Genomic DNA, 22,906 nt, shown 5'->3' with positions numbered 1-22,906 from the left:
AACGTCTTTGTTCCGTTCTTTACCAGTAATGGAGAACGCACCTACCGGATCAGCTTGCGGATGATGCCGAGCAGCTCTTCCATCGTTTCCTCGCCGCCATCTTCCTGCACCGCCTTGCGCACGCAGCCCTTGGCATGAGAGGACAGGATCTGGATCGCAACCCCATCAAGCGCCGACTTTACCGCCGATATCTGGGTCAGAATATCCACGCAGTAGCGGTCATTCTCGATCATGTTCATCACGCCGCCCACCTGCCCTTCAATGCGGCGCACGCGGTTGATCAGGGCTTTCTTGTGGGGCTGTTCCACGACCCTGTCATGCTGTGGAACGCACTGCGTGCAGGCTGCGGGGTCTGTTACCTGCTGTTTATCTCTGGTCACGCGTCGTCGTCCATCCCTTGAATCATGCTGGATCATGCCACCATGCCGCAGCATAGACGAGCACACGCATGCGGAACAGGCCGTAACATGATGTGAGCCTCATTCAGCTCCGGGCGCGGGGTTGCGGCCGCCAGCGGTTGAGCAGCAGCGCGTTGCTGACCACCGAGACCGAACTCATGGCCATGGCGCCTGCCGCCACAATAGGGTTGAGCAGGCCGAAGGCTGCAAGCGGCAGGCCCAGAATATTATAGATGAACGCAAAAAACAGGTTCTGCCGGATCTTGGCCAGTGTGGCGCGCGAAAGCGAGATGGCGTCGCCCACGCTGGCCAGTTCATTCTTCATCAGCACGATATCTGCTGTCTCGCGCGCGATGGCGGCTCCGGCCCCGATGGCAAAACCCACGTCAGCCGCAGCCAGCGCCGGCGCATCATTGATGCCATCACCCACCATGCCCACCACATGGCCCTGCGCGCGGTACTGTTCGATAATCCGCGCCTTGTCACCGGGCAGCACGCCCGCGCGGTAATCATCCACCCCCACTGCGGCCGCGACGGGGCCTGCTGCCTGCGGGCTATCCCCCGTGAGCATGACCACCCGGATGCCCGCCGCCCGGAACGCGGCCACACTCGCGACCGCATCAGGCCGTAACGTATCGGACAGGGCAATATAACCCAGCAGACGCCCCGCCTGCGCCACGCCAATCACAGTGCGCCCCGCGCCCGTCAGTCCGCCTGCCGCCTCCGGGTCCAGCGCAATGCCGCGTTCAGCCAGAAAGCGCGGCGCGCCGAGGCAGGCCGCCATGCCATCCACCATGCCTGCAACCCCCAGCCCCGGCGTAGCCTGAAAGGCGGCCAGCGTGCCGTGTTGCACGCCAAGCCTGGCGGCATGCGCCATGATGGCGCGGGCCAGCGGGTGCTCGGAATCCTGCTCCAGCGTGCAGGCCACTGCCAGCAGGTGGACCAGGTCCACGCCGGGCCGGGCCTGCACGTCCTGCACCGTGGGGGTGCCTTCGGTCAGGGTGCCGGTCTTGTCGAGCATGATTGTATCAAGTTTTTGCGCCTGTTCCAGCGCATCGGCATTACGGAACAGGATACCCGCACGCGCGCCAAGCCCGGTGCCCACCATGATGGCGGTGGGCGTAGCCAGCCCCAGTGAACACGGGCAGGCAATGACCAGAACCGACACGGCGGCAATAAGGCTGGCCGAAACATGTCCGCTCACCCCCCACCACACGCCAAAGGTAAGTGCTGCCAATACCAGCACCACCGGCACGAACACGCCCGCCACCCGGTCGGCCAGACGTTGCACATGCGCCTTGCTGCCCTGCGCCTGCTCCACCATTTTCACGATATGAGCCAGCGCGGTATCCGCCCCCACGCCGGTGGCCTTTACCCGCAGGCTGCCGGTGGTGTTGAGCGTGCCTGCAAAAACCGTGTCATGCACCTGCTTGGCCACGGGCATGCTCTCGCCGGTCAGCATGGCTTCATTCACATCCGATGCGCCATCAAGCACCGCGCCATCCACCGGCAGGCTCTCGCCGGGGCGCACGATAAACACATCGCCCACGCGCACCTGTTCCACCGGGCAGTCGCGCACCACGCCATCGCGTTCCACATGGGCCAGCGGAGGCTGTAGTTTCAGCAGGCTTTCCAGCCCTGCCGCGGTTTTATCACGCGCGCGGCTCTCCATAAGGCGGCCCAGTGAGATGAGCGTGATGATGGCAACGCTGCTCTCGAAATACAGCGGCTGCGGCAGGCGCAGGACCAGAACCGTCAGGCTGAAAAAATAGGCGATGCCCGTGCCCAGCACCACCAGCACATCCATATTGGCCGCTCCACCGCGCACGGCCTTCCACGCACGGGGATAGAGGTGGCGCGCGCAGTAAAACTGCACCACCGTGGCCAGCACTGCCTGCACGGGGCCGGGCAGCATGAACCCCATGCCCGCCAGCATGGCCAGCATCTGCGCCGCAAATGGCAGAGCCAGCACGAGGGTGAGTGTAAACTCGTTGCGTTCCCTCCGCCACGCCTGCATGCGCTGGGCGTGCGGGTCCGGGCGCGGCGCTGCATCATCTACCATGGTTGCGCCAAAACCGGCTTTTTCAATGCGGGCAATAAAGGTTTCTGGCCCGCCCATGCCGGGCACGTACGAGACATGCGCGTGCCCGGTGGCAAAATTCACGCTGGCCTGTGTCAGCGGCAGGCGGTTGAGAATTTTCTCGACCCGCGCCGCGCAGGCCGCACAGCTCATGCCGGTAACCGACAGGTCCACGCTGTTTTCTGCAACCTCAAAACCCGCCTTGCCAATAGCCGCGACCATGGCAGGCAGCGCGGTTGCGGGGTCATCGACCTCGGCCTGCACCCGGTTGGTGGCAAAGTTGACCGTGGCCTGCACGCCCCCCTGCCGGTTGAGCACCTTTTCCAGCCGCGTGGCGCAGGCCGCGCAGCTCATGCCGCCTACGGAAAAACTGACAGTCTGGGCCACGGCGGCGCTCCTTATGCTCACCGACCTGACTTTATACCCCCCAATGGTATTTTCAAGGGCAGGCCTACCGGTTCAGGCGTGCAGCCCGGGGGCTTCCTGCCCGGTGCGGGCGACATATTCCGTGTAGCCGCCATCATACTGGTGGATGCCACCGGGGGTTACTTCAAGCACCCGGTTGGACAGGGCGGCAAGAAAGTGCCGGTCATGCGATACGAACAGCATCGTGCCTTCATACTGCGCGAGTGACGCGATCAGCATTTCCTTGGTGGCGATGTCGAGATGGTTGGTCGGTTCATCAAGCACCAGGAAGTTGGGCGGGTCATACAGCATCAGCGCCATGACCAGCCGCGCCTTCTCGCCGCCTGACAGCACGCGGCAGCTTTTCTCCACCTCATCGCCCGAAAAGCCGAAGCTGCCTGCCAGCGCCCGCAGCGAACCCTGACTTGCCAGCGGAAAGGCATCATCCAGCGTTTCAAACACCGTGCGGCTGCCATCAAGCAGGTCCATGGCGTGCTGGGCGAAATAGCCCAGCTTCACGCTACCACCCAGCGTGACCGTGCCCGCATCGGGCTGGGTCGTGCCAGTGACCAGCTTGAGCAGCGTGGACTTGCCCGCGCCATTCACGCCCAGCACGCAGCACCGCTCACGCCTGCGGATCAGCAGGTCGAGATTGTGGTAGATCACGCGGCTGCCATAGCTTTTATCCACGCCACGCAGCTTGACCACGTCCTCGCCCGAGCGCGGCGGGGGCGGAAACTCGAAGCTCAGCGCCTGCCTGCGCTTGGGCGGCTCGACGCGATCGATCTTTTCCAGCTTCTTGACCCGGCTCTGCACCTGCGCTGCGTGCGAGGCGCGGGCCTTGAAGCGTTCGATAAAGCTGATTTCCTTGGCCAGCGCCGCCTGCTGGCGCTCAAACTGGGCCTGCTGCTGCTTCTCGTTCTGGGCGCGCTGCTGCTCATAGAACTCGTAATCGCCCGAAAAGCTGGTCAGGCTGCCACCATCAATCTCGATTACCTTGTTGATGACCCGGTTCATGAACGCCCGGTCATGCGATGTCATGAGCAGCGCGCCATCGTAACCGGCCAGAAACTGTTCCAGCCAGATCAGGCTTTCAAGGTCGAGATGGTTGCTTGGCTCATCAAGCAGCATCACATCGGGGCGCATGAGCAGGATGCGGCCAAGGGCCACGCGCATCTTCCACCCACCCGAGAGGCGGCTGACATCGCCATCCATCATCTCCTGGCTGAAGCCCAGCCCGTGCAGCACCTCACGCGCCCTGCTGTCGAGCGCGTAGCCGCCGAGTTCCTCAAAACGGGCCTGCACCTCGCCAAAACGTTCAAGGATGGCGTCAAGCTGATCAGCCTGCTCGGGGTCGGCAAGGGCCGTTTCCAGCGTGGCGAGTTCGGAGGCGACCTCCGATACGGCGCCAGCTCCTTCCATCACCTCGGCCACGGCGCTGCGGCCTGTCATCTCGCCCACATCCTGGCTGAAGAAGCCAATGGTAATGCCGCGATCGGTCAGGATCTGGCCTTCATCGGGTTCGTCCTGCCCGGTCATCATGCGGAACAGCGTGGTCTTGCCCGCTCCGTTTGGCCCCACGAGGCCGATCTTCTCGCCCTTCTGCAACGCGGCTGATGCTTCAATGAAGACCAGGCGCTGGCCGTTATGCTTGCTGATACTGTCGAGACGAATCATGGAACCTCGGGGGCGCGGAAGGAATGCGCGCACTTAATACGAACCGAGGTGGGGCGTAAACCGCAGCCGTGCTGTCAGGCAGGCGCATCACCTGCCGAGGCGAAGGTATAGGCCCCGCCTTTAATCAACGCGCGCTGATAGGCGGGCCGTGCATGGATGCGCCGCAAAAAGGCGCCCACATGCGGCCTGCCCTGCAAGGCCCCGGCGCGGGAGGCGGCGGCTTCAAGCGGGAAACTCATCTGGATGTCGGCTGCAGTGAAGTCCTGGCCTGTAAACCATTCGCGCTGGCTTAGCGCCTGCTCCCAGAAATCCATGTGCAGCTTGAGTTGCGGGTTGATGATCCGGCTCTGCACCCCACTCGCGATCAGGCTGGCCACGGGGCGGATGATAAAGGGCACCCGCGTGGGCAGCAGCCCGAACACCAGCTTGAGCAGCAGCGGCGGCATGGCCGAGCCTTCCGCATAGTGCAGCCAGTACAGAAACTGCACGTGCTCGGGCGTGCTGCGTTCGGGCTGCAGGCGGCCGTTGCCATAGCGCTCGACGAGGTATTCGATAATGGCCCCGCTTTCCGCAAGCGTTACGTCGCCCTCGGTATCGGTGATGATCGGGGCCTTGCCCAGCGGGTGGATCCTGCGCAGGCTTTTGGGCGCCAGCATGGTTTTGGGGTCGCGTTTGTAAAAGCGGATCTCGTAGGGCAGTTCGAGTTCCTCCAGCAGCCACAGGATGCGCTGGGAACGCGAATTGTCGAGATGATGCACGGTAATCATGGCGGCGGACCTTCCGTGGCGAAACATGGACCCGCCTGGCGGCACGCGCGCTGCGGATACAGGCGATAAGGGGATTGCCGCCTGTTTGGTTCCGCCAGATCTGCCCGCGACATGGCTGATGATTACGGAAAAGGGTAGAAGTTTTCGGGTGCCGCCCTTTTTCAAAAAGGCGGCGTTCCCTGAAGCTTTTTTATTTTTTAAAGCATATTTCCACAACAATTGCCCGGATCAGAGTGCGGGGTCATCTGCCGGACCAAAGAATTCGTAGCGGATCTGCGCTGGTGGCACGCCTGCGTCCTTCAGCACGCCTACCATGTCGCGCATGAAGCCGTCGGGGCCGCAGATGTAATAGGTCGCCTTCAGGTCCACACTACCCTGTAGCCATGCGGGCGTGATGCGCCCCTCATGGCAGGTCACTCCCGGCACGGATGCATCCGCCTGCGGGGCCTGCCGGGTGTAGAAAATATCCGCCCGCACCTGCCCCCGGCCCGCAAGCGCGCGAATGGCCGGGCCAAAGGCTTCCGTGCGCGGGGTGCGGGTGGTGTGGATGTAATGAATGGGGGGATGCGCGTCGCTGCCCGTCAGTTTCGCCAGCATGGACATAAACGGCGTCAGCCCCACCCCTGCGCTCAGGAACACGATGGGCCCGGTGGCGGGCGTGAGCGTGAACTCACCGGCGGGGGCGGAAACCTGCAGCACGGCGCCTTCGCGCACGCTGTCATGCAGCCAGTCCGACACCACGCCACCATCAATGCGGCGCACGCTGATGCGGTAGCCATGCGCGGAGGGTGCGGACGAGATGCTGTAATTGCGCCGTTCACACCCATGCCCCGGCACATCAAGCCGGAAGCTGAGATACTGCCCCGGCGCATGCCGCATGACCGGGCCGCCATCCTCAGGCACCAGTTCGAAGGAGGTGACGGTCTCGCTCTCTGCCTTGCGGGCCTGCACGCGGAAGGGCCGCCACCCCACCCAGCCGCCGGGAGCCGCCGCGTGAGCCGCGTAGATCTGTTTTTCACGCCCGATCAGGATATCGGCCAGGAACCAGTAGGCCTTGCCCCATGCATCCATGATTTCCGGGGTGGCGGCATCGCCCAGCACCTGCGCAATCGCGCCCAGCAGGGCCTCGGCCACATACGGATAGTGCTCAGGCTCGATATTCAGGCCTACATGCTTTTCAGCAATGCGCTCGACCGCGCCTGCCATGGCGCCAAGATTATCGATATTGCGGGCATAGGCCAGCACGGCCAGGGCCAGCGCCCTGGGCTGCGCCCCATCTTCCTGATGCGAGAGATTGAACAGATCGCGGATGGCGGGATTGGCCAGCAGGCGGCGATACATTTCAGTCGTGATCGCCAGACCATGGGCTTCAAGGGCGGGTACGCAGGCCTTGATGATGCTGCGGGTTGTGTCATCGAGCGGCGGCGCCATTCTGGCCTCCATTAAGGTGTATTTAATAAGGACCTTTTATGCCGCAGGAAAAAGATGTCAACAGAACATACCTTTATGCAGGCACCTGCCCGCGCATGTCAGCCCCGCATCGACAGGACGGCACGGGTGGAAAGACTGAAATTGACAGTGATAATAAGTCGCAATAATTTACCGCCATTCCACGGAGAGTCTGTCCATGCGTTACGCGACCATCCTGTCCTGCCTCGGGCTTGCGGCCCTCCTGTCCGCCCCGGCGGCATGGGCGCAGGATCCCGTGCACCTGGTGGTCAAGGACCATCATTTCAGCCCGGACCATTTTACGGTGCCAGCAGGCACGCGCTTTCTCATCATGCTGGACAATCAGGATGACACGACTGACGAATTTGAAAGCTATGACCTGAAGTTCGAGAAGATCGTGGTCCCGGGCAGCACCATTACGGTCCATGCCGGGCCACTGCATCCGGGCACCTACAAGTTCTTCGATGACTACCACCCCGACCAGGCAACGGGCACCGTTACCGTAACGCAGGAGCCCTGAACATGCTGGGAAGTCTGCTGATCGTTTTTCGCGAGGTCATGGAAGCGGGCCTGATCATTGGCATCGTGCTGGCGGCAACGCAGGGCATAGCGGGCCGGGGGCGCTGGGTGGCGGGCGGCATTGCGGCCGGCGTGGCGGGCGCTGCGGTGGTGGCGGTGTTTGCGGGCAGCCTCTCGGCGGCGCTGTCGGGCAATGGGCAGGATGTGTTCTCGGCCATCATCCTGTGCATCGCGGTTGTCATGCTGGGCTGGCACACTATCTGGATGACCCGGCACGGGCGCGAGATGGCGGGCGACATGAAGGCCCTCGGCGCCGAGGTCGCGACCGGCCAGCGCTCGCTTGCGGCCATGGCCGTGGTGGTGGCTGTAGCGGTACTGCGCGAGGGGGTGGAGGTAGTGCTGTTCCTGTATGGCATCGCGGTCTCCACCCATTCCGGCCCGGTGCCCATGCTGGCGGGTGGCCTGCTGGGCATTGTGGCGGGCGGCGGCATATCGTGGCTGCTGTATCGCGGGCTGATCGTCATCCCGCTTCACCGCCTGTTTGCCGTGACCGGCCTGCTCATCGCCCTGCTGGCCGCAGGCATGGCCAGTCAGGCCGCGGCCCTGCTGGCGGGCGATGATATCGTGCCCGCCCTGGGCTATGAGATGTGGGATACGTCGTGGCTGCTCTCTGATGGCAGCATGGTGGGGCGGGCCGCCAAGGCACTGGTGGGGTATTCCGACCGGCCCATGGGCATCCAGCTCCTGGCGTGGGGTGTTACGCTGGCGGTAATGCTGATCGCGACCCGCCTGGTGCGCAGGCAACCTGTTATAAAATGATGAAAGGTTCTGGATGCCGCCTTTTTTCAAAAAAGCGGCGTTCTGCCGGATAAAGCTTCAGGCGGGCTGACATAAAAGGCTTTCCTTTATGCCCCCCATGGGTATTATGGGCAACAGTTTGTAATGCTACGTGGCGGATGGGAGTGCTGGATGTTCAGGGCGCGGGGCCGGACATGGGTTGGCCTGCTGGTCTGGCTGCTGATGCAGGCGGGGCTGCTTCTTGGCGCTGTTCCCACGCCTGTCGCTCACGCCCATTCACTCGCCACGGCCTGCGCCATGGCGCCTGATTGCATGACCCCCGCCCATGCCCTGCACATGGCCCGCATACACCATGCCCGCCACGATCCCGCCACGCCCGGCCAGAACCCGTGCTGCCATGTGCATGCGGGCCTGTCGGACATGCCCGCCCCCCCTTCGGCCCAACGCCTGACCGGCCTCTCCGCCGAGGGAAGACGTGCTTTCCTCGCCTCCCGACAGGCCCCTGCGCCCGGCGGCGACTGGCTGCCGCCCCTGCGGCCGCCCAAGATCCGGAACCTGTAAACACGTCACCCCGTTCTGGCCCCTGCCCTGCCCTGCGCAGGGCGGGATCTGACTGACTGTTTCTTTCCGGATTTTTTCATGTTGATTCCGTCTCGTAACCGGGGCGGCCTGAGCCGCCGCCGTTTTGTAACGGGGCTGGGCGCAGGGGCGGCCATGGCTGCCCTGCCCCGCCCGCTGCATGCCCACACCCCTGCCGCAGGCCAGGTGCCCCCCGTGGCCCGCGCGCGCTGGGATCTGCGCGTGGGCCGCGCCCGTATTGAAATCGACCGCAAGGTGCTGCACGCGCCATGCATTGGCGGGGATGTGCCCGGCCCCGTCCTGCGCTGGCGGGAGAATGATACGGTGTGCATCAACGTCACCAACACACTGGCGGATGAAGACACCTCCATCCACTGGCACGGCCTGCGCCTGCCCGCCGGCATGGATGGCGTGCCGGGGCTGAGCTTTGCCGGAATCCCGCCGGGGCAGACCTTTACCTACCGCTTTCCCGTCACCCAGAGCGGCACATACTGGTATCACAGCCATTCCGGCATGCAGGAGGCGCAGGGACTTTATGGCGCGATCGTCATTGATCCGCCCGTGCCCGACCCACAGGCCTGCGCGCGTGATTACGTCATCCTGCTATCGGAATGGACGGATGTCCCGCCCATGGACATGCTCAGCAACCTCAAGATGCAGGATGACTACTATGTCTTCCGCCAGCGCACGCTGGCATCCCTCCCGCGCGAGGCCAGGGGGGCAGGCGGCACGCTGGCTGCGCTGAAGGACCGGCTGGCCTGGTCGCGCATGCGCATGGCGGCAACCGACATCGCTGACGTCACGGGCGTGATCTATACCTACCTGCTCAACGGCCATGCGCCTGACATGAACTGGAGCGCTCTCTTCAGCCCCGGCGAGCGGGTGCGGCTGCGCTTCATCAATGCCGCCTCGATGACCTTTTTCGATATCCGCATCCCGGGGCTGGAAATGCTGGTGGTCGCAGCCGATGGCAATGCGGTCGAACCCGTGCCGGTGGACGAGTTCCGCATTGGCGTGGCCGAGACCTATGACGTGATCGTGCAGCCAAAGGAGGCCCGCGCCTATACCCTCTTTGCCCAGAGCGAGGACCGCACCGGCTATGCCCGGGGCACGCTGGCCCCGCAACCGGGCATGAGCGGCCCCATCCCGCCCATGGACCCGCGCCCGGTGCGCACCATGGTCGATATGGGCATGGGCGACATGAAACCCGGCAGCAGCATGAAAGACATGCCGATGGCGGACCATGCGCCCGACATGCAGGCACCGCACGGACACAGCCACCCCATGCCGCACCACGAAAGCAGCACGATGGAAGGCATGGACATGACGGATCATGCACCGCACGCCCCCATGAGCGACATGCAGGCAACCACCCTGGAACCGGCGCCACACGGGCATGATACCTCCATGCCACGCCACGAAGCGGGCGCGATGGAGGACATGAACATGGAGAACATGCATCCAGCCGGGCATGGACACGGCATGCCCATGCCTGAACAAGGCATGGATGAACCCATGCACCACCCGCGAACTGCCCCCATGCACACGCACGGGGCAATGCACCATGACATGCCCGCCCCCGGAATGGCGCCCGTGCTGGAAGTGGATGACCCCGGCCCCCCGCCCCTGAACGTGGAAAACCAGAATATCGCCCGCATGCCCACCGACCGCCTGGCCAGCCCCGGCGATGGGCTGGAGCACAATGGCCGCCGCGTGCTGAACTATAGCCAACTGCGCGCCACCCGGCCGGGCAGCGACCCAAGGCCGCCCACGCGTGAGATCATCATGCACCTGACGGGCAACATGGAGCGCTATATCTGGGGCTTCAACGGGCGCAAGTTTTCCGAATCAGGGCCAATCCGGCTCAGGCGCAACGAACGCGTGCGCTTTACCCTCATCAACGACACGATGATGGAGCATCCCATCCACCTGCACGGAATGTGGAGCGAACTTGAGAACGGACAGGGTGCCTACCGCCCCTACAAGCACACCCTCATCTCGCAGCCGGGCTCGAAGCTGAGCTACCTTGTCACGGCGGATGCGCCGGGCCTGTGGGCCTATCACTGCCACCTCATGCTGCATATGGAAACGGGCATGTTCCGCACGGTGATCGTGGAATGAGGCGCGCACTCCTTCTTGCAGCCTTGCTGCTGCCCGCCACCGCCCTGCCCGCGCAGGCCCGGAGCGAGGCCACAACCACGCCCCGAAAAACCGCAACGGCAACCACGCGCAAAACCCTGCCAAAGCCTGCCTATCACGCCGCCGATGCGCCCACCAACGCTCCCGTGGCCTATGTGGGCGGCATGAAGCCGGTCATGGATCAGGGCCGCTACTTCCACGGCATTCTCGATCAGCTTGAGGGGCGTTACGCACCCGGCGGCACGGATTTCCGCTGGGATGGCGAAGCGTGGTACGGTGGCGACTACAACAGGCTGTGGCTCAAGTCGGAAGGCACGCTTGAGCATGGCCGCCTGCATGATGGCGACCACGAACTGCTGTACAGCCGCGCGGTCTCGCCCTACTGGAATGTTCAGGCCGGTGTCCGCGCCGATATTGATGATGGCCCCACCCGCACATGGGGCGCGCTGGGCGTGCAGGGGCTGGCGCTGTACCAGTTCGAGTTCCAGGCCACAGCCTATGTCAGCGACCGGGGGCGCTTTGCCTCCCGTATTGAGGGATCATACGATTTCCTGCTCACCAACCGGCTTATTCTGCAGCCACAGGCGGAGTTCAATCTCTATACCAGATCCGACCCGGCGCGGCAGGTTGGCGCGGGGCTTTCTGATGTCGATGCGGGGCTGCGCCTGCGCTACGAGATCTGGCGCAAATTCGCGCCTTATGTGGCCGTGTCCTATGCGGGGTATCTGACACAGGCCCGCCGCATCGTGCATGACCAGCACGGCGAGAGCGGGGCGCTGCGCCTGACCTTTGGCGTGCGGAGCTGGTTCTGAGCGTGTCCGCGCTCAGGCGTCAGCAGGCACGCCGTAATAGTCACGGTACCACGCCACGAAGGCATCCACCCCGGCCTGCACGGAGGTGGTGGGGCGAAAACCGGTCAGGTCCTGCAGGGCCGTGCAGTCCGCCCAGGTGCGCGGCACGTCACCGGGCTGCATGGGCAGGTAATTGCACACGCATTTACGCCCCAGCGCCGTCTCGATCGCCTGAATGAACGCCATGAGGCTGACCGGCTCGCCATTGCCGATATTGACCACCCGATAAGGGGCCACGGGGCTTGCCCCACGATCACTTTCCCCCGATGCGGGCGCAGGGCGGGTTGCCAGGCGGTGGATCGCCTCGACGATATCGTCGATATAGGTAAAGTCCCGCTCCATGTCGCCATTGTTATAGACATCGATCGGGCGGCCCTCGAGCGTGTTGGCGGTGAATTTGAACAGCGCCATGTCAGGCCGGCCCCATGGCCCGTACACCGTAAAGAAGCGGAAGGCCGTGATGGGCAGGTTCCACAGATGGGCATAGGAATGCGCCAGATCCTCGGTTGCCTTCTTGGTGGCGGCATACAGGCTGAGCGGATGGTCGCAGCGCTGGTCCTCGGCAAAGGGAATGACCGCATTGGCCCCATAGACGGATGAGGTCGAGGCAATCATGAGGTGTGGCGTGGCGCAGCGTCGGGCCTGCTCGAGCACGTTATAGGTGCCCACAAGGTTGGCGCTGACATACGAGCCCGGATTTTCCATCCCGTAGCGCACCCCTGCCTGCGCGGCGAGGTGAATGACCCCCTCCGGCCTGCACTGCTCAAAGGCATCATGCAGGGCCTGCGCATCCTCGAGCATGAATTCATTGCAGGTAAAACCGGCATATTCCCGCAACCGGGCATGGCGTGCGCGCTTGAGCATGACATCGTAATAGGGGGTCACGCCATCGATGCCGGTCACCTCGTGGCCTTCGCGCAGCAGGCGCCGGGCCACATGGAAACCGATGAACCCGGCGGTGCCAGTAACAAGAATACGCATCATGAACTCCACAAATCCGCGACCGCCTGCCCCGGCCATCCCGTGCGGTCTTAGCGTGACGGGACGGGATTGGTGAGTCCTGTTATCGGGACGCACCCGGTGCATAAACACATGCCCTGCCCGGCTTCAGATCGGCAGGTCACGGTTGGCTGCAATCGCCTCCATGGCGATATAGGATGTGACCGTGTCGAGATCGACCCGGCTGATCAGGGTGCGGTATATATCGTCAAACGAGGCCATGTCCTCGGTGATGATCTTGAGCATGTAATCGTAATCGCCCGCAATGCGGTAGAAATCGATCACATTGGGGATGTCATTAACAGCCTTGTGAAACCGCTCAAGCCACTCACGCGAATGGCTGCGCGTGCGGATCATGACAAAAACCGTAAGCCCCAGCCCCAGTTTTGCCGGATCAAGCCGCAGGGTGCGCTCGCCTGCCAGGCCCCGCGCGCGCAGGGCATTAAGCCGCCGCCAGCATGCATTCTGTGACAGGCCGACCCGCTCGGCCAGTTCACGCTGCGACAGGCCTGCATCCTTTTGCAGGGCGCGCAATATGGCACGATCAAAATGATCCATTTTTTCGCTCATAACCGATCATATGACACCATTTTTGCACGCATGCAGCATGAAATAGGGAAAAATATTGCCCAAAATCCGATTAACATCTCCATGCAATGCGCTTTGGGGGGAACAGGCCATGCAGGTGGATGACACGTCTTTTTCAGAGTTTGCAGCCAGCCTGCTTGCAGGTGGCCATAAGGGCCTGCGCGCGGGCCTGATCGGGGAAGGCGCGCCCGTTCCCGGCCCGTTTGGCATCAAACCACTGGTTTATGCCGATTATGTCGCCTCGGGCCGGGCGCTAAAGCAGATCGAGGAGTTCGTGCTCACCCGCGTGCTGCCCTATTACGCCAACTCCCATACCGAGGCCTCGTTCTGTGGGGGGTACATGACCCGCATGCGCCATGCCGCGCGCGCGCAGATCGCGCTTCTATGCGGGGCGGGCACAGGGTTCTCCACCGTGTTCTGCGGCGCAGGGGCCACGGCGGGACTGAACCGGCTGGTGCATCTGCTTGGCGTGCCCGAGGCGGCGGAAGCGGGAAAGCGGCCCGTGCTGTTCATCGGGCCTTACGAGCATCACTCCAACATCCTGCCCTGGCGCGAGAGCGGGGCGGAGGTCATCACCATTGGCGAAGCCCCGGAAGGTGGCCCGGACCTTGAACGGCTTGACCGTGCTCTCGCCGCCACCGACCCCACGCGCCTGCGCATCGGCGCTTTCTCGGCGGCCTCGAACGTGACGGGCATCATCACCGATGTGGATGCCGTGACAGGGGTGCTCAAACGCCACGGCGCGCTGGCCGTGTGGGATTACGCCGGTGGCGGGCCGTACCTGCCCATCAACATGCGTGCGGGCACGCCGTATGAAAAGGATGCCGTTGTGCTCTCGGCGCATAAATTCGTGGGCGGGCCTGCGGCATCGGGCATCATGATCGTGCGCGATGCCGCCGTATCGCGCACGCGCCCGGTCTTTACCGGCGGTGGCACGGTGCGGTTTGTCTCGCCGTGGGGGCATGATTATGCCACCAGCCTCGAAAGCCGCGAGGAAGCGGGCACCCCCAATGTCATTGGCGACATCCGCGCGGCCCTGGCCTTCATGGTCAAGGACGCCATGGGGCAGGACTGGCTCGATGCCCGCCACCATGCCCTGCGCACCCGCGCCGAGCAGGTCTGGCGGCGCAACCCGCATATCGAGATCGTAGGCAACGCGCAGGCACGGCATGCCCTGCCTATCTTCTCCTTCCGCGTGCATGGGGTCGAGGCGGGCGAGATGGTGCACCAGCAGCTTTTCACGCGCATGCTGTCCGACGGGTATGGCATCCAGGCCCGTGGCGGCTGCGCCTGCGCGGGGCCTTATGCGCACAGCCTGCTTGATATTGACGAACTCCTGTCGGACACCCTGCGCCACGCCATTCTCAACGGCGAGGAGATCCGCAAGCCGGGCTGGACGCGGCTGAACTTCTGCGCCCTGATGGATGATGCCAAGGCGGACTTCATCATCCGCTCTGTCGATGAACTCGCCCGCAACCCCGCCCCCATGGCGCAGGCCTATGTGTGCGACCCCAAAACCGCCCGCTTCCGCGCAGAGACAATGCCACTGGCAAAAACCATGGCCTAAAAGGAATAAACGTTTTTGGGTGCCGCCTTTTTTCAAAAAGGCGGCGCGCCTTAACCCACCAGAACCGGCGCATCGCCTTCACGCCAAGGGGCGACACGTTTCATGGCGCGTCCAAACAGCGGCGTAGCCAGAAAAGCCTCCAGCCACCCCCGCACGCGCGGCAGGGCACAGGTGGCGAACCCGTCAGGATCGGTCGCCACGAACTGGCGCACGAATGGGGCAATGGCGGCATCGGTCATGCCCGGTCGCGCTCCGTGCAAAAACGGGGCTGAATGCAGCGCCGCTTCAAGGTCGTGCAGGATATGCAGCGCCTCGCCCCGATGATGCAGCGCATCTGACTGGTAACGGGTCGCGTATTTGTAGCGGTCGAGATGATATTTGAACGGCCCGTCATTACGCGCGATCAGGTCATGGCGCGTGCCGGGCCGCCAGTGCAGCGGGTCGTGACGGGCCAGCGCCCAGTCCATGATCTCGAGGCTCTCGGCCATCACGCGACCATCGGGCAATACCAGCACCGGTACCGTGCCCTTGGGTGAGGCCCGCAGCATGGCGGCGGGCTTGGCTGCCAGCTTTACCTCGCGCAGGGTGCAGGGCGTTTCACTCGCCAGCAGCGCCAGCCGCGCCCGCATGGCATACGGGCAGCGGCGGAAACTGTACAGAACGGGCCATGTCATCACACCAGCCTTTATTCCTCATGATCCGTGTCGGCAAGCCTGTGGGGAAAGGCGCGGGGATTGGTCATGACCACGACCAGCCCCACCACCACCGTGATGATGGCCATGGGCGTGAGCACGCCAAAGCCCGCGGCATTCAGAACCTGCCCGCCCACGGCCGAGCCCATGAGAATACCCACATTGCTCGCGGCATTGATGCCCGCCCCGGCCACGTCAGGCCGCGTGGCCCGCGCACGGATCGCGCCGGACATGACGCAAGGAATGACCGCCGAATACCCCATGCACCACAGCCCGACTGGCGCCACCGCCGCCCAGCCCGAGAGGATATGCCCGTACATCAGCCCCATGCCGATCAGCATGGCAGCGCCACCGCCCAGCAGGCCCGTTGCCGGGCGGGTATCGACAAGCTGCCCCACCCCCCACAGGCCCACGATGCTTACGCTGCCGGTCAGCAGCAGGGCGATGCTCAGGTTGCCCGTAGCCAGCCCGTGATCAAGCAGCAGCGGGGTGACATAGGTATAAAGCAGGTTATGGGCAAAGAAGAGGATGGCATTGACCGCGATCACCACCAGAAAGATCCGCATGGCCCGGCTCGGCCCCGCCGAGGGCAGCCCGTTTCTGACCTGCACCGGTGTTGTGACCGGCGGCAGGAAGAAGGCAATGCATAGCGTAAGCAGGACGGACAGGCCCGTCATCACGTACATCGCCACCCGCCAGCCCGCCAGATGCCCGATGGCCGCCGCCCCCGGCACGCCCAGCACCGCGCCAAGCGACGTGCCGCCATAAACGAATGAAATGGCCCGCCCGGTCATCCTCGCGGGAACCAGCCGCGCGGCATAGGCGGATGCGATGGACATGAGCAGCGCATGCGCAACGCCACCAATCAGGCGGCCCATGCACAGGATGACAAAGCTTGGCGCGGCCGCCACCACCAGGTTCGACACCACATAGCCCAGCAGCGACACCAGCACGAGGCGCTTGCGGTCAATATGCGCGGTCATGATGGTCAGCGGCACGGCGCACACCGCCACCATCAGGGCAAAGGCGCTGACGGCAAGTCCGGCTTCCCCTTCAGGGATGTGAAAGGCGCGGGCCATGTCGATCAGGATGCCGACAGGCGCCACCTCGGTTGTCAGGGCCGTGAAAGTACATGCAAACAGGGCGCAAAGACCGATAACGGCTTCAGCCGGGAGGGTTTTGAAAAGCATGATTGCCTGCAGAAATATAACGACACAACATCATGTCGCTTCACTTGTGGGCCTTCTGGCACTTCCTGCACTGTAGTGGAAGTGTCCATTATGCCAAGGCAGTACAGACTCCCCGTTCATAGAAAAACGTGCATAACGTCTATTGAACACATAAGCGCCATAACCAGCCATGCACCCGGGCCCGGACGGAGCCCGGCCTGCCCCGTCAGCCCTGCCCCCACGGCCATGCACACGGCACTCCCTGCGCGGCTTTCGGGCTTTATCATGACAACAGGGCAGGAGACCCGTCTCGATTTTGAGACAGTTGCGCCATGCCCGGACACAGCTGCGTGAAGCCCGCGCGGTAGGGCATGGCATTTGCCGCCCCCCTCATGCTGAACAACAGGCTCTGGCTGGGCGCACTAGGCAACCCGATACCTACACACGCAGCGCAGCTTTGGAAAACTATGGGAAGAAACGCGGCATGCGAGAAACCACCAAGAGGTTATTATCCATCATAACCTCCGTCTTGCTGGCCCTGATCGGGCTTTTTCTATTCTTTGGCGGGGCCCAGCTGCTCCTGCTCGGCGGCTCCTGGTTCTATGCGCTGACGGGCTGCGTCCTGCTCGCTGCCGCAGCGCTGGGGCTGAAGCAGCCCCGGCTGGCAAGCAGCCTGTATGCCGCCCTGCTGGTGGTTGCCACCATCTGGGCGCTGGTCGAGACCGGCTTCAACATCTGGGGCCTCGAGGTCCGGCTGCTGACGCTGGTGGGCATTGGCGTCTGGCTGCTGCTGCCTCAGGTCTGGCGCGTGAGCGAAAGCTGGCTGGCTGACAAGAAGGCCCTGCTCGGCGCGGTTGGCGTGTCGTGCCTTGTGCTGCTCATCAGCTGCTTCTCGTCGTATTCCATCGATGGCACGGTCCCGGCCGATCGCATGGCGGCACAGGGCCAGCCGGAATCAGCGGCCGAGAACATGCCCGATGGCGACTGGCAGGCCTATGGCCGCACCGCAGGCGGCGACCGCTATTCCCCGCTGGGGCAGATCACGCCCGCCAACGTGGGCAAGCTCAAGCGCGCCTGGCTGACCCGCACGGGTGACGTGCAGCAGGCGGGCGAAGGCACCGTGGCCGGCCCCGACCAGGGTCATGAGTTCAACCTTGAAGTCACGCCCATCAAGGTCGACAACACGCTGTACATGTGCACGCCCCATAGCTGGGTGATTGCAATGGATGCCGCCACCGGCAAGGTGAAGTGGAAGTTCGACCCCCACCCCGATACCGCCGACCTGGCCAAGAACGTCTATCTCGCCTGCCGTGGCGTGTCGTATTACCGCATCCCCGACGAGATCCAGACAAGCTGCCGCACGCGCATCTATTCCCCCGTGGCGGATGTGCGCATGGTGGCGCTGGATGCAGAGACCGGCAAGCCGTGCGACGATTTTGGCGATCACGGCTTCATTTCCCTGCGTGAATATCTCGGTCACGTGCCGCATGGCTTCCACTTCGTCACCTCGCCGCCGCTGGTGGCCAAGAACCGCCTGATTACGGGTGGCTGGGTGTTTGACAACCAGGCCAATTTCGAGCCCTCGGGCGCAATCCGTGGCTTTGACGCCACAACCGGCGCGCTGGCCTGGGCATGGGATGCGGGCCACAACCCCGAAACCTGGAAGCCCAACCCCGACGAAGTCCTGACCCGCGACACCCCCAACGCCTGGGGCGTGTACACCGCCGACCTCAACCTCGGCATGGTCTACATCCCCACTGGCAACTCGCCGCCGGATAACTGGGGTGGCACGCGCCGCCCGTTTGATGATGCGACCTCCTCGGCCACCATCGCGCTCGATATCGTGACCGGCGAGCGCCGCTGGACCTACCAGACCGTGCACCACGACCTGTGGGACATGGACATCCCCTCCGGCCCGTCGATGGTCGACCTGCCCGGCCCCAATGGCGAGACGATCCCCGCCCTGGTGCAGAGCACCAAGCGCGGCGAGTTCTTCGTGCTCGACCGCCGCACCGGCGAGACCGTGCCCGGCTACCCGGTGGAAGAACGCCCCGTGCCGACCGCGGGTGTTGCGCCTGATGACCATGCCTCCCCCACGCAGCCCTTCCCGGCGGCCATGCCCAGCCTTACGCCGCCAAACCTGAAGGAAAGCGACATGTGGGGCGCAACGCTGCTTGACCAGATGCTGTGCCGCATCGAGTACCGCCAGTCCGCCTATGAGGGGCAGTTCACGCCGCCGCATGTGGGCCAGACCACCGTGGTCTATCCCGCCTTCTATGGCGTGGTTGACTGGCAGGGCATCACCATCGACCCGCAGCGCAAGATCATGCTGGCCAATGCGAGCTACCTGCCCTTCCGCATCAAGCTTGACCACCGCCAGAAGCTGGAAAGCAACGGCACGCTGCCCAAATGGGATGGTAAGGGCGAGGAGCCTGCCGCCAAGGGCGATGCGCTTTCCGTCTCGCCTGATTACGGCACGCCTTACATCGCGCTGACCAACCCGTGGCTGAACCCGCTGCAGATTCCGTGCAAGGGCCCGGTCTGGGGCACGCTGAGCGCGATCGACCTCGTGACCAAGAAGATCGTGTGGCAGCACCCGGTCGGCACCACGCGCGATACGGGGCCGTTCCGCACCCACAACAACATCCCCCTGCCGACCGGCATGTATAACGTCGGTGGCAATATTGTGACCAGGGGTGGCGTTGTCTTCATGGGGGCCACGGCGGATGATTACCTGCGCGCCTTCGACCTCGCGACCGGCAACGTGCTGTGGACCGACCGCCTGCCCGCAGGCGGCCAGGCAACCCCCATGTCGTATGAGGTTGGTGGCAAACAGTATGTCCTGATTGCGGCTGGCGGCCATGGTGGCCTGGGCACCCGGAGCGGCGATTACATCATCGCCTACACGCTTGATGGTGCACAGGCAGGCAATGCAGCCCAATAAAAAACAATAACCGTGCAGGTATCCGGTTTACACCGGGTGCCTGCTTTTCATCAGGGAAGCCCCTCCCATGCGTCTGACAGAAAGATCGGCATGGCTCCATGCCATGCTGCGCCTCACCCTTCCTTCGGCCATACTGTTCCTTACGCCAAAGGCCCATGGCGCAGACGTAACCCTCGGGATCATCGGCCCCCACGAATATGACCTGCCCGTCGACTTCAAGCCCTTCAACGTGCTGGTGCAGTATGGCGATGGCAATGCGGCGGGCCATTCCTACAACAGCCTGGGGCAGCGCAAGCCGAACGGCGGCAGCCACACCTGGGCGGGCATGACCAAATATGTCCATTTCCGCAGTTTTGATGCCATCCCCCACGTGGGCTTCGCCTTCGAGCTGATCCAGAGCGAAAGCTACACCCTGGCGGATGGCACGAATTATGGCGGCCTTGGCCCCACCATTGTCGGCCCCGCCGCGTGGTTCAAGCCCAACAAACACAGCACGTTCGGCATCCAGACCTTCATGCAGACCGCAGTGGGCACGCGTGATGCCACATCGCCCAATTACTGGTCGAACATCTCGAGCTTCATTTTCGATTATGAATGGAAGCATTTCAGCTTCGATGGCGACGCCGGCACCGTGGCGGGGGCGGCCAGGCACGTCAAGGGCGGGCATACCTATTCACCCGGCGTGGTGTTCTATACCAACCTGCGTTTCAGCTGGAAGGCGACAAAACTGTTCGAGCCGTTTTTCGCGCTGGACTGGCAGAACGTGAAAGGCACCTATGACCGGACAGCAAGCCAGTACATGGACAACTCAGACAGTCGTGAAATAACACTGGGCGCGGGCGCAATGTTCAATATTTCAAAACACTTTTCTTTTACAACACGCTACTCGCATTCTGTTGATGGACGAAACATACCCGAAAGTAATGCCTATTATATAAAAGTCGTCTATTTATGGTAGCGCATGGTAGGGCCATGCGTTGATCGAACATAACGTGGAATGACTGATAATAAATATATACAACCATAACCGGACAGGCCATTACGGCAGCCATGCCGCACGCAGCCCGACAGTCAGGGGCAGGAGAAATGAAACCGCATTGCCATAACCCGGCCCAGCCGCCCCTTATGGGGCAGACCCTGCGCCCCGCTGGTGGAACCGAGGTGGCCAAGTCGTGGCAGCGCTGCGTGTCATCCTATAATCTTGACCCCTCGCAGGGGTGGCAGGCCGATGTGCTTTCAGGCGCGGAGCTGCGGCATGTCAGCGCCCGTTCCGCCAGCCTGCTCCGTATCGCCATGCCGGAGATGCAGCGCCTGTTCAGCCTTGTGCAGGGGCTCGACTTCATGGTGCTGCTCGCCGACCCTGACGCCACGATCCTCGCCCGCAACATAGACGAAGCCCATATGGGCCTGTGCCGCAGGCTCGCCCTGCGTGAAGGCGCCGTGTGGAGCGAGCGCATGGCGGGCACCAACGGCATTGGCACGGCGGTGCAGGATGGCTGCCCCATTTTTCTGGGTGAAGGCGAGCACTGGCGTTTCTGCTTCTCGCTGCTGGCAAGCTATGCCGTGCCGATCTTCAACGCGCATGGCCAGGTCGCGGGCGCGATCAACCTTGCCGCCTTCAATGGCGATACCTCGCGCAGGCTCGCCCCGCTCGTGCTCGACACCCTTTTGCAATCGGGCCGCCGGATCGAGGAGCAGCTCTTTCGTGAATATCATGAAGGCGCGCGGGTGCTGACGCTGGGCATGGCCGAAAGGTGCTCGGCCCCGCTCGTCGCCATCAATGCGGAGGGCGAAGTAACGGGAGCCACCCATGCGGCCCGCGCCCTGACCGGCTGGACGGATGACATGATCCGCACCCACCCCAACCTGCTCGACCGGCTTGAGGCGGAAGACCGGGTGAGCTTTCGCAAGGCGGAGGAAAATGTCATCCGCTCCGCACTCGCACTCGCGCATGGCAATGTTACGGCCACCGCGCGCCATCTTGGCATTGGCCGGGCCACGCTCTACCGCAAGATGAAGGCGCTGGGCGTGCGCTAGACGCTACCGCTCACCCGATATCGCCCCGCACCTCCGCCTGCCCGCTCCGCCTGAGCAGGGCAATGGCCAGCAGGTAGACCACCAGCCCACCGGCTGACAGCACCGCCCCGCCCACGCCCAGAGCGCCATACCCGAACTGCCGCGCCAGGAGCGCGCTACCCAGTGACGCGCCAAGCGCGTTGGCGATGTTGAACGCCGAATGGTTGAGCGAGGCCGCAAGCGTCTGCGCATCGCCCGCAAAATCCATCAGGCGCGTCTGCAATGCCGGACCAAGCGCGTTGACGAAGGCGGGCACGAGCAGCACATCGAGCATGAGGGCCGGCTCGTTATGCAGCACCAGCGGAAAGGCGAGCATGACCACGGCACTGCCGCCGAGCGCCAGCAGGGCGGCGCGGTCGAGATTGCGGTCCACGATCCACGCGCCCACATTCGCGCCGATCAGCATGCCCGCGCCGCACACGATCATGTAGATCATGATGCGCCATTCAGGCACATGGGTCACGTTCTGCAACACGCTGGTCAGGTAGGTGTAGATGGCGAACATGCCGCCAAAACCGATCGACGCCGTTACCAGTGTGAGCAGCACCTGCGTATTGGCCAGCGCGCGGATTTCTTTCAGCGGGGAGTTCTTGCGGTTGGGCGCGTCGGCGGGGATATAGCGCCAGATGCCCGCCACCGTCAGTAGCCCCAGCGCCGCGATGATGAGATAGGCGATGCGCCAGCCAAAATGATCGGCGGCAAACGTGGAGAACGGCGCACCCACCAGGGTGGAAATGGCAATGCCCGACAGGATGCGCCCCACGGCCCAGCCGCGCCGCGCGCGCTCCACCATCGAGGCGCCAACCAGCGCCGAGATGCCGATCAGCGCGCCATGCGGCAGGCCGGTGATGAAGCGGGCCACCTCCACCAGCCCTGGCGTGGGCATGGCCACGCTGAGCAGGTTGGCGCAGCAGAACAGGGCGAACAGGATCAGCAACAGTTCACGCCGCGACAGGCGCGCGCCCATAATGGTGATGAGCGGCGCGCCCACCACCACGCCCAGCGCGTAGGCCGTAATGGCATGCCCTGCATCGGAAGCGGACAGCCCGAGCGAGGACGCAAATTCGGGCAGCATGCCCATGATGGCGAACTCACCCGTGCCGACCACGAACGTGCCGAAGGTAAGGATGAAAAAAGCAGCTTTCGCGCCGTGGGGCGCCGTGATGGGGGCGACCCCGCCTGCGGGGGGTGCGGTCTGGATCATGAGGG

At 63.6% G+C, this 22,906-nt stretch carries 19 protein-coding genes; 9 read left to right on the top strand and 10 right to left on the bottom strand.

Going from position 1 to position 22,906, the window contains the following annotated elements:
• Window positions 1–41 precede the first annotated feature (41 nt).
• The 5 genes from R5N89_RS02750 to hmpA all read right to left on the bottom strand — a co-directional run bounded on the left by R5N89_RS02750 (window position 42) and on the right by hmpA (window position 6,758).
• Window positions 42–308 carry a metal-sensitive transcriptional regulator gene (locus tag R5N89_RS02750; protein WP_265001368.1) on the bottom strand — a complete coding sequence of 89 codons (267 nt, stop codon included), beginning with the start codon at window positions 306–308 and terminating at the stop codon, window positions 42–44.
• A 175-nt stretch (window positions 309–483) separates the two neighbouring features.
• Complete coding sequence (locus R5N89_RS02745; protein WP_110567065.1) at window positions 484–2,865, bottom strand: heavy metal translocating P-type ATPase; 2,382 nt, start codon at window positions 2,863–2,865, stop codon at window positions 484–486.
• Window positions 2,866–2,937: 72 nt separating this feature from the next.
• The gene (locus R5N89_RS02740) at window positions 2,938–4,560 is read right to left on the bottom strand and encodes an ABC-F family ATP-binding cassette domain-containing protein (protein ID WP_110567063.1); all 1,623 of its coding nucleotides are present in this window, start codon (window positions 4,558–4,560) and stop codon (window positions 2,938–2,940) included.
• Window positions 4,561–4,634: 74 nt separating this feature from the next.
• On the bottom strand, window positions 4,635–5,327 hold the full coding sequence (locus R5N89_RS02735; protein WP_110567061.1) for a glutathione S-transferase: 693 nt from the start codon (window positions 5,325–5,327) through the stop codon (window positions 4,635–4,637).
• A gap of 228 nt (window positions 5,328–5,555) precedes the next feature.
• The gene (gene hmpA, locus R5N89_RS02730) at window positions 5,556–6,758 is read right to left on the bottom strand and encodes an NO-inducible flavohemoprotein (RefSeq protein WP_110567059.1); all 1,203 of its coding nucleotides are present in this window, start codon (window positions 6,756–6,758) and stop codon (window positions 5,556–5,558) included.
• A gap of 196 nt (window positions 6,759–6,954) precedes the next feature.
• On the opposite strand from hmpA, the gene R5N89_RS02725 reads away from it, so the two are divergent.
• The 5 genes from R5N89_RS02725 (at window position 6,955) to R5N89_RS02705 (ending at window position 11,623) form a co-directional block, all read left to right on the top strand.
• Window positions 6,955–7,296, top strand: coding sequence for a cupredoxin domain-containing protein (locus R5N89_RS02725; RefSeq protein ID WP_208624613.1), 342 nt, complete (start codon window positions 6,955–6,957; stop codon window positions 7,294–7,296).
• A 2-nt stretch (window positions 7,297–7,298) separates the two neighbouring features.
• The gene (locus tag R5N89_RS02720; protein ID WP_110567057.1) at window positions 7,299–8,114 is read left to right on the top strand and encodes an FTR1 family protein; all 816 of its coding nucleotides are present in this window, start codon (window positions 7,299–7,301) and stop codon (window positions 8,112–8,114) included.
• Window positions 8,115–8,237: 123 nt separating this feature from the next.
• On the top strand, window positions 8,238–8,654 hold the full coding sequence (locus tag R5N89_RS02715) for a hypothetical protein (protein ID WP_244192048.1): 417 nt from the start codon (window positions 8,238–8,240) through the stop codon (window positions 8,652–8,654).
• Between the two features lie 78 nt (window positions 8,655–8,732).
• The gene (locus R5N89_RS02710; RefSeq protein ID WP_110567053.1) at window positions 8,733–10,793 is read left to right on the top strand and encodes a copper resistance system multicopper oxidase; all 2,061 of its coding nucleotides are present in this window, start codon (window positions 8,733–8,735) and stop codon (window positions 10,791–10,793) included.
• Window positions 10,790–11,623 carry a copper resistance protein B gene (locus R5N89_RS02705; protein ID WP_110567051.1) on the top strand — a complete coding sequence of 278 codons (834 nt, stop codon included), beginning with the start codon at window positions 10,790–10,792 and terminating at the stop codon, window positions 11,621–11,623. The genes R5N89_RS02710 and R5N89_RS02705 overlap by 4 nt, the downstream gene beginning before the upstream one ends.
• Before the next feature lie 12 nt (window positions 11,624–11,635).
• Here R5N89_RS02705 and R5N89_RS02700 read toward each other — a convergent pair whose 3' ends face one another.
• Window positions 11,636–12,643: an NAD-dependent epimerase gene (locus tag R5N89_RS02700; RefSeq protein ID WP_110567357.1), complete on the bottom strand. Its 1,008-nt coding sequence runs from the start codon at window positions 12,641–12,643 to the stop codon at window positions 11,636–11,638.
• Window positions 12,644–12,769: 126 nt separating this feature from the next.
• Entirely contained in the window at window positions 12,770–13,231 is a 462-nt protein-coding gene (locus R5N89_RS02695; protein ID WP_110567049.1) for an Lrp/AsnC family transcriptional regulator, read from the bottom strand.
• Between the two features lie 109 nt (window positions 13,232–13,340).
• On the opposite strand from R5N89_RS02695, the gene R5N89_RS02690 reads away from it, so the two are divergent.
• Window positions 13,341–14,816 carry an aminotransferase class V-fold PLP-dependent enzyme gene (locus tag R5N89_RS02690; RefSeq protein WP_110567046.1) on the top strand — a complete coding sequence of 492 codons (1,476 nt, stop codon included), beginning with the start codon at window positions 13,341–13,343 and terminating at the stop codon, window positions 14,814–14,816.
• A 50-nt stretch (window positions 14,817–14,866) separates the two neighbouring features.
• On the opposite strand, the gene R5N89_RS02685 is transcribed toward R5N89_RS02690, so the two are convergent.
• Window positions 14,867–15,490 carry a glutathione S-transferase gene (locus tag R5N89_RS02685; protein ID WP_167400814.1) on the bottom strand — a complete coding sequence of 208 codons (624 nt, stop codon included), beginning with the start codon at window positions 15,488–15,490 and terminating at the stop codon, window positions 14,867–14,869.
• Between the two features lie 11 nt (window positions 15,491–15,501).
• Complete coding sequence (locus tag R5N89_RS02680) at window positions 15,502–16,698, bottom strand: MFS transporter (protein WP_110567042.1); 1,197 nt, start codon at window positions 16,696–16,698, stop codon at window positions 15,502–15,504.
• A gap of 463 nt (window positions 16,699–17,161) precedes the next feature.
• On the opposite strand from R5N89_RS02680, the gene R5N89_RS02675 reads away from it, so the two are divergent.
• The 3 genes from R5N89_RS02675 (at window position 17,162) to R5N89_RS02665 (ending at window position 21,658) form a co-directional block, all read left to right on the top strand.
• Window positions 17,162–19,621 (top strand): membrane-bound PQQ-dependent dehydrogenase, glucose/quinate/shikimate family, encoded by a 2,460-nt coding sequence (locus R5N89_RS02675; RefSeq protein WP_110567354.1) that lies wholly within the window; start codon window positions 17,162–17,164, stop codon window positions 19,619–19,621.
• A 67-nt stretch (window positions 19,622–19,688) separates the two neighbouring features.
• Window positions 19,689–20,579 carry a transporter gene (locus R5N89_RS02670; protein WP_110567040.1) on the top strand — a complete coding sequence of 297 codons (891 nt, stop codon included), beginning with the start codon at window positions 19,689–19,691 and terminating at the stop codon, window positions 20,577–20,579.
• Between the two features lie 167 nt (window positions 20,580–20,746).
• Window positions 20,747–21,658 (top strand): helix-turn-helix domain-containing protein, encoded by a 912-nt coding sequence (locus R5N89_RS02665; RefSeq protein ID WP_244192057.1) that lies wholly within the window; start codon window positions 20,747–20,749, stop codon window positions 21,656–21,658.
• A gap of 10 nt (window positions 21,659–21,668) precedes the next feature.
• Here R5N89_RS02665 and R5N89_RS02660 read toward each other — a convergent pair whose 3' ends face one another.
• The gene (locus R5N89_RS02660; RefSeq protein WP_110567036.1) at window positions 21,669–22,901 is read right to left on the bottom strand and encodes an MFS transporter; all 1,233 of its coding nucleotides are present in this window, start codon (window positions 22,899–22,901) and stop codon (window positions 21,669–21,671) included.
• Window positions 22,902–22,906: the final 5 nt, after the last annotated feature.

This window comes from Komagataeibacter sucrofermentans DSM 15973 (assembly GCF_040581405.1).
GTDB classification, from domain to species: domain Bacteria; phylum Pseudomonadota; class Alphaproteobacteria; order Acetobacterales; family Acetobacteraceae; genus Komagataeibacter; species Komagataeibacter sucrofermentans.
This window is presented reverse-complemented; position numbering and strand designations above follow the sequence as displayed.